We start from the raw sequence: 13,715 nt of genomic DNA, 5'->3' as shown, positions 1-13,715 counted from the left end.
TTCGGAACAGGTGACTCAGGCGGTCGCGGCGCGCTCGAAGAGCCGCCTCGGGTTGGTGCGAACCAGTGATGCCGCCGTCTCTCGGGGCACGCCGTGCTCGACGAGGCGGCTCAGGAACAGCTCGGGCACATACCGGAAGCCGTTGCCCCCGTACCGGGTGAGCATCGACTTGAGGAACACGTCGTGGCTCAGCAACAGCTGGTCGCCGTGGCCGTGGGAGATCAGTCCGGCGACGGCGGCCGCGGTGTCCCCGGGCGCCGGCGACTGGCCCTCGCCCGCGAACCGGAACGGCATGCCGATCATGTCGAACTCCAGCCACACACCGCGGTCGGCCACCGCGCGCTGGTAGCCGGGGTCGACTCCCGAGGGGTCCATGTGGCAGAGGACCACCGCGCCGGGTGGGACCCGGTACTGCCCCAACACCACGTCGAGCACCTCGTGGGCGCGTCGCTGCCAGCCGGGCAGGTGGATGTAAAGCGGCACCCCGGTGTCCCGCTGCGCGCGGGCCGCCGCACGCAGCGCCGTCCGCTCGTTCTCGGTGAAGTCCGGAGACACCCCGATCTCCCCGATCACCCCCGGAGCCACACCGGTGTCCGCGACACCGTGAGCGAACTCCGCGACGATCTCCGCGGCGAGCGCCCGCTCGTCGGCGCCGGCCAGATGTGGTGGGTGGTAGCTCTCCAGGTACCACCCGGAACCCATCACCACCTGCACGCCGCTGCGCCGCGCCAGGTCACGCAGCGCACGAGGGTCGCGCCCGAGACCGGGCGGCGTCACGTCCACGACCGTCGCGCCGCCCGCCTCGCCGAAGGCGACCAGGTCGTGCAGGACGGCGTCGGCATCGTCCAGGACACAGTGGTCCAGACACGAGTACGGGTGCTCGCGCAGCAACCAGGCGAGCTCCGGGGTCACGGTGGCGTCCCGGAGGAAACCCAGTCCCGGGTCGGCGGGCCCGGTCAGCGCCCGACGGGCGTCGTTGCGCAGGTGCTCGTGGGTGAGGGTGAGCCCGAGCGCGTCGAATGCGACCGGTCCGGTCACCGTCGTCACGGTCATGGTCGACCCGTCAGGTGGCCGATCAGGTCACCCAGCGAACGACCGCGCAGGTTGATCCAGATCGCCGCGATGAGCACCAGGCCGGTCACGATCGGGGCGAGGAACGGGCTCACCCCGAGCAGGGTCAGCCCGTTGGCGATCACCCCGGTGATGACCGCGCCGATGATCGTGCCGACGACGGTGCCCCGGCCACCGAACAGGTTGGTGCCGCCCAGCACGACGGCGGCGATCACGGTCAGCTCGAAACCCTGGCCGGAGTTCGACGAGCCGGAACCGAGCCGGGCCGCGGTGAGGATTCCGGCGGCGCCGGCCGCCAGGCCGGTCAGCATCAGGGTGATCATCTTGATGCGCTGGGTGTTCACCCCGGCCCTGCGCACCGACTCCTCCTGTGCCCCGATGCCGTTGACATAGTTGCCGAACCTCATCCTGGACAGCAGGACGGCGCCGACGACCACGGTGAGCAGCGCGATCCAGGCCAGTACGGAGAACCCGAGGAACGTGGCCTCGCCGATCTTCGCCACGAACAGCCGCTTGTCGATCGGCACCGAGAACCCCTGGGTCCACAGCTGGGCGAGCCCTCGGATCACCGACAGGGACGCGAGCGTGACGATGAACGACGGAATCTTCTGGTAGGCGGACAGCCAGCCGTTGATCAGTCCCCACAGCATTCCGACGACCAGGCCCGCGATGATCACGACCGAGGAGTCCCAGCCTGCTTGCAGCAGCTCCGCCGTGCCGGCCGCCACGAACGCGAGGATCGACCCCACCGACAGGTCGATCTGCCCGGTGGTGATCACGAACGTCATGGCGACCGCCACGATCAGGGTGATCGCCACCTGGGTCGCGAGGTTGGAGATGTTGGCGAAGGTCAGGAAGTTGGGTGAGGCCAGCCCGAAGACCAGCAGCAGCACGACGGTGACGCCCAGCATAGCGACCGTCGCTTTGTTCGTCCGCTCCCACCGGGACGGGACCGCGTTCAGCGCGCTCCGGGGTGGTGCGGTCGGCTGGGTGCTCATGCTCGGTCCTCCTGGTCCGCGTCGGGGGCCGGGTCCGGTTCGAGGTTCGACCGGGTGATCAGCGAGACCAGCGTCTCGATGTCCAGCGACGCCGACGACCGGTCCTCGACGCTGCGTCCCTCGTACATGACGGTGATGCGGTCGCACACCTCGAACAGGTCCTGCAGCCGGTGGGTGATCAGGATGACCCCGACCCCCTTCGCCGCGACCTCGCGGATCATCCGCAGGGTCTGGCGTACCTCCGCGACGGCGAGTGCCGCGGTCGGTTCGTCCAGGATGAGCACCCGGGGCTGGAAGGACACCGCCCTGGCGATCGCCACGGCCTGCCGCTGCCCGCCGGACAGCTCACCGATCTCCTGGTAGGTCGACCGGACCCGCACGTGCAGCTCGGCGAGCGTCTCGGCCGCCTTGCGGTGCATCTCGGCCCTGTCGATGAACGGCCCCCGCCTCGGCTCGCGGCCGAGGAACAGGTTGCTCGCCACGTCGAGGGTGTCGCACAGCGACAGGTCCTGATAGACGATGCCGATGCGGTCCCGGCGCGCGTCCGCCGGGCTGGTGAACCGCCGAGGCTCACCGTCGATCCGGATCTCGCCCCCGTCGTGCTCCAGCGCGCCGGAGAGCACCTTCATCAGGGTCGACTTGCCCGCGCCGTTGTCGCCGACCAGCCCGAGAACTTCGCCGACGTCGAGTCGCAGGTCCACACCACGCAGTGAGCGGACGGCGCCGAAGGACTTGGTGATGCCGCTGAGGCTCACCAGTGGATGTCCACTCATCACTTCTCCAGGTAGTAGAGGTAGTGCGCCACGTTGGCGGGAGTGACGATCTGGATGGGTACCGGGTTGTCCCTCGGCACCGGGCGGCCGCACACGAGGTTGATCGCCGCGTTCATCGCGTCGTAGCCGAACTGGAAGGTGTTCTGCTGCACGACGCCGACGATCCAGCCCGCCCGCAGCCCGTCCACGGCCTGCTCGGACAGGTCCCAGCCGACCACCTTGATCGTCTTCGACCGCTGCTGGCTGGTGACCGCCGCCGCGAGACCGATCAGCGCGGGCTCGCCGGTCGCGTAGACGTACGGGAGGTCCGGGTTCCCGGTCAACAGGTTCTCCGCGACGGACTGCGCGGTCTCCTGGATGTTGCGCCCGTCCACGACGCCGCGGATGGCCATGCCGTGCGCGGTGACCTCGTCGGTGAAGCCCTTCTGACGTTCCAGCTGGATGGTGCTGTTCAGCGCCCCGACCACACCGATCTCGCCCTTGCCGCCGCTGATCCCGAGCAGCTGGCCGGCGATCTGCTGTCCGCCCGAGGCGTTGGTGACGCCGATCTGCGCGGACACCGCCGGGTCGTCCACCGTCGCGTCGACGGCGACCACCCGCACGCCGGCGGCCTGGGCGCGCCGGACGGCCGGCTTGATGCCGTCGGTGTCGACCGCGTCGACGATGATCGCGTCGTACTGGTTGGCCACCAGGTTGTCGATCGCGTTGGCCTGCGTCGTCGAGTCGTCGTTGCCGTTCACGATCTGCGTCTGCGCGCCGCTCAGCTGCGCCACGCGCTGCGCTCCGGTGTCGATCTGGTTGAAGAACAGTGCCTGCAGGTTGATCGGGATGATGCCGATCCTGGGCTGACGGCCCTTCACCTGGCAGGACTGCGCCACCACGGCCGGTGGCGGTGGACCCGCCTGCGCCGCCGCGGCCTCGGCCGCGATCTCGCGCCGTGCCGCGACATCGCACCCGGCGGTCAGGGTCAGGACCAGTGCGGCCAGCACCGTCACGCTTCGTCGCATGGGATCTCCTGTTCAGCGGTACCGAGGTGGGTCGAGCTCGGCGAGTACGGCCTGCCGGTCGGGCAGCCCGTCCCGGGCGCCGTACCGGGTGCAGGACAACCCTGCCGCGACCGAGGCGAACGCGGCGGCGGACACCGGGTCGGCGCCGCGGTCGAGCTCGGCGCAGTACACCCCGACGAAGCAGTCGCCCGCTCCGGTCGAGTCCACCGCCGAGACCGCCAGTGCCGCGCCGGAGTGCCGCCCGCCGTCAGGGCCGAACAGGGTCCAGCCCTTCGGTCCGTCGGTGACGATCAGCTGCACCTGGTGCGCACGAGCGAGTCCGGCCAGCGCCTCGTCCCCGCCGACGATGTCGAGTGCCAGTGACCTGCCGATGACCGCGTGGCCGGCCAGCGACAGGGCGGCCTCGACGGCGGGCACACCCTCGCAGCCGTCCAGGTCGACGACCACCGTCGGTCCCGGTCTGCCGTGCAACACCGCCTCCGCCGACGGGAAGCGGTAGCCGTCGAGGTAGAGCCACCCGGCGCCTTCGGCGGCTGCCAGGTCGAACACCGCCGCGACCCGCTCGGTGTCGAGGTCGTCGTCCTGGCTGATCACGACCCGCTCGCCGTCCGGGGTGAGCAGCACGATCGCGGTGGTCAGCGTGCCGGTGCGTGGGGTCCACCGCACGTCGATCCCGTCCCGGGTCAACGCGTCCAGGAACCGCGTGCTGCGCGGATCGGGCCCGAGCACACCGGCGAACCGCACATCGGCCCCGACCCGGGCCGCGGCCACCGCGGCGTTCGCGGCCATCCCGCCGTCCTGCTCGTGGATCGAGGTCGCCTGCACCCGGGCGCCTTCACCGGGCAACGCCGGGACGCTCACCGTCTGGTCCCGGTTGGCATACCCGCAGAACACGATCACCGGAGCTCCGCGCCCGCCGCCGAGGCCGCCCTGGTCAGCTCGCGGACCTTGGCCGTGTCGACACGGCCCCACCAGCGCCCGTTGTCCTTGACCGAGGACGCCACGATCACGCCGGAGCAGGCAGGCAACAACCCGCCGATGTTGGCGGCGGTGATCCCCGAGCCGATCACCACCGGCAGCGTGGTGTGCGCCGCGATGCCTTCCACCTCGTCGAGCGCGGCCGCGTCCCCGGTGCGGGAACCGGTGGCGATGAGCACGTCGGCGTCGAAGAACTCGGCGTCCTCGGTCTGCTCCGCGAGCGTCCGGTCCGCGACGATGGCGTGCGCGCCGTGCTTGACGTGCACGTCGGCGAACACCTTCACCGGTGCGGCACCGATGCGATGCCGGTAGCGGGTGGCGTGCGCCGCCTGGCCCTCGATGATGCCCTCGTTGGCGACGTAGGCGTTCGCCCACTGGTTGACCCGCACGAAGCCCGCGCCACCGCTCCATGCCGAGGCGATCGAGCACTCGGCGGCGTTGGACAGCACGCTGACCCCGAGCCCGGCATCGGTGCGCTCTCGCACGGCCCGGGTGAGCACGGCCATCGCCGCGGCGGTCTCGTACCCGTGTTCGCCGGGCTTGGGGAACGGGATGTCCCAGTGGTTCTCCACGATCAACCCGTGGCAGCCGCCCTCCAGGTACGCCCGGGCTTCCTCCACGGCGAACGTCTCCAGCTCGCTCAGCGGTGTTCCGGTGTAATGCGGACTGCCCGGCAGTGGCGGCAGGTGGACCACTCCGATGACGACCTTCGCGGTGCCGAAGAGCTGCTCGATCGCGTTGGCCTTCGGCGGGAACACCCCCAGTGCGCGTCCCTCGACGGTCGTCTCGGTCATGAGCCGCTCCTTGTGTAATCGATTCCACTCGAACGTGGACAGAACCGTAAGACCGTATTCGCAGGCAGTCAAGACATGTCCGGTAAACTCAGGTAACAAGCGGCACCATGTCGTCCCCCGCTGGCCACTTCGAGAGGTAATCGTTTGCAGCGCGTAACCATCGCCGAGGTGGCGGCACGTGCCGGGGTCTCGACCGCGACCGTGTCCCGCGCGCTGTCCGGCCGCGGACCGGTGTCGCCCGAGGTCAACGATCGGGTCAGGACCGCGGCGAGCGAGCTCGGCTACCAGGTCAACTCGATCGCCAGGGCGCTGCGCAACAGCCGCACGGACACGGTCGGCATGGTGGTGCCCAACATCGGCAACCCGTTCTTCACCTCACTCGTCCAGAGCGTGGAGCACGCCCTGGAACGTGAGGGCAGGGACCTGTTCCTGTGCGATGCCCGGTCGACACCCGCTCTCGAGGCCAGGCGGCTTCGGTCCCTGGTCGCCCGCAACGTGGACGGCATCATCGTCAGCCCGACGCACGGCGCCGAGAGCGCCGCCGCGGTCGCGGCCACGGCGGCCGCGCTGCCTCTCGTCCAGCTGGACCGGTTCGTCGACGGCACCAGCACCGACTGGGTCGGGGTGGACGACATCGCCGCCATGCGGCTGGTGCTCGACCACCTGCACGCCTCGGGCGCGCACACCGTCGCCTTCGTCGGTTCCCAGGAGACCAACTCCTCCTCCGAGCAGCGGCTCTCCGGGTTCCGCCAGCGCGTCGGCGAGCTGGGCATGACACTCGGGCGGCATGGCGTCCTGCTCGGGGAGTTCAGCATCGAGTGGGGGGAGTCGGCGCTCACCCAGCTGGTGCGGGCCGATGCGCTGCCCGACGCCCTGGTCTGCTCCGACGACCTGATCGCGCTCGGCGTCACCCGCGCCTGCCGTGCCCACCACATCGACGTACCGGGCCGGCTGCAGGTCACCGGCTTCGACGACATCGACTTCGCCGGACTGAGCGAGCCCGCCCTGACCACCGTCGCCCAGCCGACCGATCAGATCGCCGCCGAAGCCGTCCGCCTGCTGGCGGCGGCCAGCCAGACCGGCTCCACCACGACCCGCGCGGCGGCGCACATCGCGCTCACCCCGTCGCTGGTCGTGCGCGCCAGCACCCGCTAGGAGTGTGCTGAACAACTCCGGCCGTAGTGTGCGGCGGCCAGGTGACGTCATCGCAAGGCGGGTGGACAGGTCGATACCGCTGTTGTATCGGCCTGTCCACCCAACGCGGCGAGGGCGCCGCCTGGGCGCCGCGCGGTAGGCCCGACTTGTTCAGCACGCTCCTAGGTGGCTCACGAGCCGGACAGCACCTTGTCGAGCTCCTCCAGCAGGCGGTCGGCGTGCTGGACGCCGAAGGGAAGCGGCGGCCGGATCTTCAGCACGTTGCCGGCGGGCCCGGACGCCGAGATCAGCACGCGACGGTCACGCAGCTCGTTGACGATCCGGCCGGCCAGCTCGCCGTCGGGTGTGGCCGAGGACCGGTCGGAGACCAGGTCCACCCCGATGAACAACCCGGCCCCGCGTACCTGAGCGACCCGGTCGTCGGCCGCGGTGAGCGTGCGCAGGCCGTCCATCAGGTGAGCCCCGATCTTCTTCGCGTGCGCAATGAGCTGTTCCTCGCGGATGACGTCGAGAACGGCCTGCGCGGCCGCGATGGACACCGAGTTGCCGCCGAAGGTGTTGAAGTACCGGATGTTGGCGCCGAACTCCTCGAGCAGCTCAGGCCGGAAGATCGCGGCGGCGGTGGGGATGCCGTTGCCCATCGGCTTGCCCACCGTGACGATGTCCGGGACCACGCCGTGGCGTTGGAAGCCCCACCAGCCGTCGCCGTTGCGGCCGAACCCCGGCTGCACCTCGTCGGCGATGTACAGCCCACCGGCCCGATGCACCTCGTCCGCGATGTCGGCGAGAAAGCCACACGGATCGGCGAAGACGCCGTCCGAGGAGAAGATGCTGTCCGCGATGAACGCGCACAACCGGGCGCCGTGCCGTTCGAGGTCCGCGACCGCCGCGCGCACCTGGGCCCGCATGTGGGCCGCCACGCTCACCCCCGCCGGCAGCCGCAGCTCGTCGGGCGCGTCGACGACCCGCACGTGCGGCCCGAGCGGCGAGTTCGGTCCGAGCGACGGAGAGAACTCGGCGACCTGCGCGGTCAGACCGTGGTAGGCGTTCGCGGTGACGATCACCCCGTCCCGCCCGGTGACGTACCGCGCCACCCGCATCGCCAGGTCGTTGGCCTCCGACCCGGTGCACGTGTAGATCACGTTGCCCAGCTCGGCCGGGAACGTGTCCAGCAGCTGCTCGGAGTAGTCCAGGATGGATTCCTGCAGGTAGCGGGTGTTCGTGTTGAGGGTGCTCAGCTGCGCGCTGACTGCGGCCGCGACCCTCGGGTGGGCGTGCCCGACCGACGGCACGTTGTTGTAGGCGTCCAGATAGTCGTTGCCGTCGGCGTCGTAGAGCAGCACACCCTCTCCCCGGACGACCTCCACCGGGGTCCGGTAGAACAGGCGGTAGCTGGCGCCCAGGACGGTGTCCCGGCGCGTCACCTGGGCACGGGTTCGCTCCGGGAGCCGGGACAGGTGGGACGGGTCGAACGCGTTGACCATCGTGGGACGACCGCCGGAGGGCTGTGCCGTGCTGTGCATCTACCGACCTTCCTGTGGGTTGCGGGTGCCGGCCGCGTGCAGCCGCCGCGTCGTCTCGGACAGCGGGACGGCATGTGCCAGATGCAGGTGCGTCCAGTCCTTCACCGAGTGTGAGTGCAGGTAGTCCCGCCGAGCCGGGTCCTCGACCGCCCGCCACAGCGCCATCAGCACCCGCAGCACGACCCTGGCCTTGGCGCAAACCCCCAGCAGCGCGAGCTCACCCTCGGTCAGCGCACGTTCGTCGAGATATCCCTCGACGAAGTGGACGGCCTTGGCCCAGGGGTCGCCGGGGTCGTCGCACAGCAGGTTCGCCATGCCGACCGCGACGTCGAACGCCCTGGCGGTGCGGACGACGTCACCGAAGTCGATCACTCCGGTGACGTAGCCGGGTGCGCCGCGCCGCACCAGCAGGTTGTACGGGCTGAAGTCGCCGTGCACGACCTGGCGGGGCAGCTCGGGCAGCCGAGGCACGACCAGTGCCTCGAACTGGGTGAACACGCTGTCGGCCAGCGCGCGGTCGGCCGGGTCCGAGATGTGCGACAGGAGCGGACGCATGCGGTCGAACCACGTGAGGTCCCAGATCACCGTGCGGTCCTGGCGTGGATGGCTGAAACCGTCGAGGACGCGCGCCAGCCGAGCGGCCACCCGGCCGATGTCGCGTACCTCGCCAGGGGCGGGATCGGCGTCCGCGAGCAGCCCCCCGGGGAGGTAGGTCAGCACACGCAGCAGCCGTCCGGTGTGCCCGGACGCTGCCAGCGGGTGCCCGTACCGGCCGTCCAGCCCGGCGACCGGCAGCTGGACCGGGAGACCCGGCGCGGCGTCCCGCACGTGCAGCATGGCCGCGGTCTGCAGCTCGATGTCCGGCAGGGCCTCGTGCGGCGAGGAGATCTTGACCAGGTACCGGCCCTGGGCGCAGCTCAGGACGAAGGTCTCGTCCTTCTCGGTGGCGATTCGGCGCACCGTGCCGGTGAGGCCGTGGAAGTGCTCCAGCTGTTCGGTGACCAGTGCGTCGGGCATGGGTTCGTAGGACCCGCCGAGGCCGGTGGCCCGTGCGGCGGCGAGCACCGGACCGAGGTCGGTCGCGTTCGCGGCGGTGCTCAACGCCCGGCCCCAGCCGACACCGCGGTCGCGAGGTCAACCACCTCGATACCTTCGGCGTCCAGCCGTTTCCGCAGGTGGCGGGTCACGTCCAGCACGTTGGGCATGTCGCCGTGCAGGCACAGCGTCGGCGTCCGGACCTCGATCGCCGATCCGTCGATTGCCGTCGCGGCGGAGTCCCGGACGATGCGCAGTGCCCGGCGCACCACCTCCTCCGGGTCGCACGGCTGCTTCATCGGTTCGACCCTCGGGAAGCCGTCGGGCTGGTAGTCGAGGTCGATGTAGCCCTCGTGGACGACGGTGAGCCCGTAGTCGGCCGCGAGCCGCCCCGGCCAGCCCTGGCCGACGATGACGATCAGGTCCGGGTCGTAGCCGGCGACGGACTCCAGCAGCGCCCGCGCGTACTCCTCGCTGCGTCCGCACATCGCGTAGAGCGACCCGTGCGGCTTGACGTGCCGCAGCTGCCCACCGGCGACACGGACGAACGCGCTGAGGGCGCCGATCTGGTACAGCAGGTCGTCGCGCAGGTCGTCCGGGCTGATCTCGACCGGACGCCGACCGAATCCCCGCAGGTCGGGCAGGGCGACGTGGGCGCCGATGTCCGCTCCGGAGCTGATCGCGGTCGTGGTCGTGCGGTGCATGATCGAGGGGTCACCGGCGTGGAAACCACAGGCGATGTTGACCGTCGGCACCAGCGGGATCAGCTCGTCGTCCGGGCCGAGCCGCCAGCGGCCGAAGCCTTCACCGACGTCCGAGTTGAGGTTGATCCGGTAGCTCACAGTCTCTCCACTGAATCGGCGGCACCGGCGGCCCGGGCCGCGAGGTGCACGGTGTGTGCGTCATCGGGGGTGATCGCCAGGAACGTGGCGAGGCCACCGGGGGTCAGCTGGGCCAGCACCGGCAGGTCGGCGCTGATCACCGTGGCGATCTTGGCGTAGCCGCCGAGGCTCGGGCCGTCGACGCCCATCACGATGGGCTCCAGGCCGCTGGGCACCTGGATCGAGCCGATGCAGATCGCGTCGTCGACGATGTTTGAGGGGTCCGCGCCCGCCTGTTCGACCAGGTGGGCGGGCCTGGGCAGGAAGTGCAGCGCCGGTCCGATGAACCGGCAGCCCATCCGGTCCGATGTGGCCGACAGCCGCCACCGCGCGGTCAGGAACGTCCGCACGCTGTCCGGGGTGAACAGGTCGTCCTGCGGGCCGAGCACGACCCGCAGCACCGCGGGGTCGTCGGGTCCGCCGGACATCGGGGGTCGCAGTTCCGGGCGCAGCCGCCGTCCGGCGAGCGCCACCACCGGGCCGTGCTTCGGGTAGGCCGACAGCACGTCACCGGCCCGCAGCGCCCGGCCGTCCACGCCGCCGAGCCCGGCCCGCACGTTGGTGGCCCGGCTGCCCAGCACGGGGGTGACCGCGAGGCCGCCCGCGACCGCGAGGTAACCGCGTGCGCCGGACCTGGCACCACCGAAGGTGATCTCCTGCCCGGGCCGCACTACCACCGAGGTCCACAGCGGGATCGGCCGACCGTCGAGCGTGGGCTGCAGGTCCGCGCCGGTCACCGCGACGACCGTGCACGTCCGGGCCCGTAGTCGCGGCCCGACCAGCAGCATCTCCAGACCGGCCGCGCCCGGGTCGGTGCCGACCAGCACGTGGTCCCCCACCGGGTTGCCGACCAGCAGGTTCGCCAGCTTCAGCGCGGCCGAGTCGAAGGCGCCAGACGGTGGGATGCCATCGGCGAGATAGCCGGGCCTGCCGAGGTCCTGAACGGTCGTCTGCAGCCCGGCGTGCAGCACGTCGAACACGGCCTTCTCGGGTGCGGTCATGCTGGCTCCAGACGCTGCACGCCGTCCTCGATGAGGTACTCGTACTCGCCCGCCGTCACGAGCTCGCGGATCGCGTGGTACTCGTCCGCGTCGATCGGCTGGTACCGGTGCCGGTCCCCCACCTTGGGCAGCACGGGCCCGTCGGCGAACACCGGGTTGCGCCGGGCGGGGTCGAACAGGTCCACCGGGGTGCGGCCGAGCAGCTGGTAGCCCCCCGGGCTGCGCACCGGGTAGTAGGAGGTGATCGAGCCCGCGAGGCACACGATCCCCGGGTCGGTCCACTTGCGGGGCCGCTCGTACTTCGGCCCGGTCAGCCCCATCTCGCCGAGCGGAACCGCCTGGTAGGTGCCCGGTTGGAAACCCACGGCGGACACCCAGTGCACCACGCGGCTGTGCCGGTCGATGACCTCGTCCCGGTCGACGCCGTTGGAGCGGGCCAGGTAGTCGATGTTGTTGCCCACACCGTGCGCCCTGGCGCACTCCTGGGACCACGGGTCGTCGTACCAGATCGGGATGGTGACCAGCCGGGACGGGAACTCGGTCAGCTCCACCAGCTCGTCCAGGAGTCCCTCGATCAGGCTCTCCAGCTCGCGCCGGTGGATCAGCACCGGGTCGTAGACCACCCCGAGCGAGCGGTGCGTCGGCACCGTCTCCCGCACTCCCGGCGCGCCCGCCGAGGTGAGCGCGCGATCCAGGGCCAGGACGGTGAAGTTCACCGCGAGGTCGATGCGGTCGCCGAACTCCACGCACAGCGCCAGGTCGCCGAGCGAACGGAAGGTCGCTGCCGGGCTCACCTGGGTTCCTCGGCGCGGCGCACCGCGACGATCTCGATCCGGCGCCGCACGTCGGCGTCCGAGGGGCTGAAGTCCATCGTCTTGCAGGCCTCGCCGCACGTGCGGTGCATCGCGCAGCACACCGAGCACAGCACATGGCTGTCGGTGACCGGGCAGGTCACCATGTCCTCACGCATGACCTTCTCGGCGCAGTTACCACAGGGCAGCATGTTGTCGGCGGACTCCAGCTCCTCGTCGGTGTTCGAGAAGTCGTCCACCCAGTCCGGATCGGGTGTACGGGCCAGCCTGGCGAAGCGGCCCCTCATCAGCAGCTCGACGACGATCGGCCCACCGAAGCCGATCCCGAACGCCAGCGCGTCGCCCAGGATGGAACCCATCGCGGCGTTCGGGATGGCGCCCAGCGACAGCACCGCGCCGCCCACAGCGCCCACCAGAAGGCTGCCCAGTGCGGGTACACCCCAGTTGGCCAGGTATCCACGCCTGTGCTCGACGTGTCCCGGCGGTACTCCGAGCCTCGGCTTGATCACACAGATGTCCGCGATCAGCACGCCGAGCCAGGCCAGGCAGAAGATGCCCATGAAGGACACCACGCCGAGCAGGTGCTCCTCGACGTGCGCCATGGCGCCGGCGAACGCGGCGAACCCGACGAACACCACCCAGAACCGCCTGCCGGGCACCCAGTGCAGAATCCGCGAGGCGAAGTTGGCCAGCGCGAGCGAGCCGCTGTAGAAGTTCATGTTGTTGATCCGCAGCTGGGTCGCGGTGATCCAGACCAGCCCGAACACACCGAGGACGCCGGTGATGTAGGTGCCCGGGTTGTCGCTGCCGGTGTACAGCGCGAGAACCGCACCCGCCGGGAACGAGACGAGGTACACCGCCGCGATCACCACGGCGGGCCCGGCCAGCATGGCTTTCTTGACCTCGGCCTTGCGGATGAACCGGGAGAAGTCGCCGGTGCCCAAGATCTGGATCACCACGTTGGGCAGGAGTGCACCGAGCGAGCCGAGGAATCCGACGACGGTGAAAGCCGGAGTGGAGAAGGAGGGATCGAGGTGTGAATCCTGCACACCGGCCACCACGAGCCACACCAGCCCCGCCAGAAAAATGGGGCCCAGCCACCGCTGCACGAAATCGTTCTGGGTGAATCCGTACCAGCAGATCGGTACCGACACGAATGCCGTGATGAGGAACCACACCGGAGTGGGTAATCCGGGCATCGTCGAATGCAAGGCGGTTCCCAGATACGCGGCCTCGATCGCCGCGTACATCATCCAGTTGACCGCATAGATCAGTGAGGTGACCGCGGAGCCGAGGAAGCCGAACCCGCTGCCCCGCGTGATGAGGTCCAGGTCGAGGCCGGTCATCGCGGTCACCCTGGCGATCACCGCCGAGCCGGCCCAGCCCAGGATCGTGCCGGCGACGAACGAGGCCATGGCGGCGGGGAACCCGAAGGTGAGGGTGAGCTGGCCGCCGAGCGCCAGGAAGAACACCGAGGACGTCAACCCGCTGAGCGAGATGGCAAAACTGAAGGCAGGCCGTTTCCAGTGCGCCGGGACCTTTCTCAGCGCATAGTCCTCGGCTGCCTCACGGCGCGCCTCGGCTCCTTTCGGAATGAGCGATGCCTTGACCCATTTCGTGGGTGGATCGGCCGACTTTCGCGGATCGGACGTGGCCGTCATCGAAACCTCCCGAATTGGTGCCGACA

General features: G+C 70.3%; 13 protein-coding genes. 1 reads left to right on the top strand and 12 read right to left on the bottom strand.

The annotated features are described in order from the left end of the window. Positions 1-15: 15 nt before the first annotated feature. The 6 genes from G406_RS0128145 to G406_RS0128120 are packed head-to-tail and all read right to left on the bottom strand — an operon-like array spanning position 16 to position 5,621. Positions 16-1,038, bottom strand: a complete 1,023-nt coding sequence (locus tag G406_RS0128145; RefSeq protein WP_245607235.1) for a phosphotriesterase family protein — start codon at positions 1,036-1,038, stop codon at positions 16-18. Positions 1,039-1,049: 11 nt separating this feature from the next. Next, positions 1,050-2,069 (bottom strand): ABC transporter permease, encoded by a 1,020-nt coding sequence (locus G406_RS0128140; protein WP_028936351.1) that lies wholly within the window; start codon positions 2,067-2,069, stop codon positions 1,050-1,052. After that, on the bottom strand, positions 2,066-2,842 hold the full coding sequence (locus tag G406_RS50435) for an ATP-binding cassette domain-containing protein (RefSeq protein ID WP_037078560.1): 777 nt from the start codon (positions 2,840-2,842) through the stop codon (positions 2,066-2,068). Before G406_RS50435 ends, G406_RS0128140 begins: the two co-directional genes overlap by 4 nt. Continuing rightward, positions 2,842-3,849: a substrate-binding domain-containing protein gene (locus tag G406_RS0128130; protein ID WP_028936350.1), complete on the bottom strand. Its 1,008-nt coding sequence runs from the start codon at positions 3,847-3,849 to the stop codon at positions 2,842-2,844. Before G406_RS0128130 ends, G406_RS50435 begins: the two co-directional genes overlap by 1 nt. A 12-nt stretch (positions 3,850-3,861) precedes the next feature. Then, positions 3,862-4,749 (bottom strand): carbohydrate kinase family protein, encoded by an 888-nt coding sequence (locus G406_RS50430; RefSeq protein WP_051342778.1) that lies wholly within the window; start codon positions 4,747-4,749, stop codon positions 3,862-3,864. Then, positions 4,746-5,621 carry a BtpA/SgcQ family protein gene (locus G406_RS0128120; protein ID WP_051342777.1) on the bottom strand — a complete coding sequence of 292 codons (876 nt, stop codon included), beginning with the start codon at positions 5,619-5,621 and terminating at the stop codon, positions 4,746-4,748. Before G406_RS0128120 ends, G406_RS50430 begins: the two co-directional genes overlap by 4 nt. A gap of 144 nt (positions 5,622-5,765) precedes the next feature. Here G406_RS0128120 and G406_RS0128115 point away from each other — a divergent pair, with 144 nt between their 5' ends. Continuing rightward, positions 5,766-6,776, top strand: coding sequence for a LacI family DNA-binding transcriptional regulator (locus tag G406_RS0128115; protein ID WP_028936348.1), 1,011 nt, complete (start codon positions 5,766-5,768; stop codon positions 6,774-6,776). A 170-nt stretch (positions 6,777-6,946) separates the two neighbouring features. On the opposite strand, the gene G406_RS0128110 is transcribed toward G406_RS0128115, so the two are convergent. From G406_RS0128110 to G406_RS57935, 6 genes are read right to left on the bottom strand one after another with little or no spacing between them, the layout of a single operon-like run. Beyond that, a complete protein-coding gene (locus tag G406_RS0128110) occupies positions 6,947-8,299 on the bottom strand; it encodes an aspartate aminotransferase family protein (protein WP_028936347.1) in 1,353 nt (450 codons plus the stop codon). After that, entirely contained in the window at positions 8,300-9,400 is a 1,101-nt protein-coding gene (locus G406_RS50425; RefSeq protein ID WP_051342776.1) for a phosphotransferase, read from the bottom strand. It lies immediately after the preceding gene. Next, complete coding sequence (locus G406_RS0128100) at positions 9,397-10,176, bottom strand: LamB/YcsF family protein (RefSeq protein ID WP_028936346.1); 780 nt, start codon at positions 10,174-10,176, stop codon at positions 9,397-9,399. Before G406_RS0128100 ends, G406_RS50425 begins: the two co-directional genes overlap by 4 nt. Then, positions 10,173-11,216: a 5-oxoprolinase subunit C family protein gene (locus G406_RS50420; RefSeq protein WP_037078557.1), complete on the bottom strand. Its 1,044-nt coding sequence runs from the start codon at positions 11,214-11,216 to the stop codon at positions 10,173-10,175. The genes G406_RS0128100 and G406_RS50420 overlap by 4 nt, the downstream gene beginning before the upstream one ends. Continuing rightward, positions 11,213-12,010 carry a 5-oxoprolinase subunit B family protein gene (locus G406_RS54635; protein WP_051342775.1) on the bottom strand — a complete coding sequence of 266 codons (798 nt, stop codon included), beginning with the start codon at positions 12,008-12,010 and terminating at the stop codon, positions 11,213-11,215. Before G406_RS54635 ends, G406_RS50420 begins: the two co-directional genes overlap by 4 nt. Beyond that, complete coding sequence (locus tag G406_RS57935; RefSeq protein ID WP_169736801.1) at positions 12,007-13,689, bottom strand: purine-cytosine permease family protein; 1,683 nt, start codon at positions 13,687-13,689, stop codon at positions 12,007-12,009. Before G406_RS57935 ends, G406_RS54635 begins: the two co-directional genes overlap by 4 nt. Between the last annotated feature and the right edge of the window lie 26 nt (positions 13,690-13,715).

It is taken from the genome of Actinospineispora spinosispora DSM 44797, assembly GCF_000429025.1.
Lineage (GTDB): Bacteria > Actinomycetota > Actinomycetes > Mycobacteriales > Pseudonocardiaceae > Pseudonocardia > Pseudonocardia spinosispora.
Note: the sequence above shows the minus strand (reverse complement) of the source record. Positions and strands in the feature narration are given on the sequence as shown.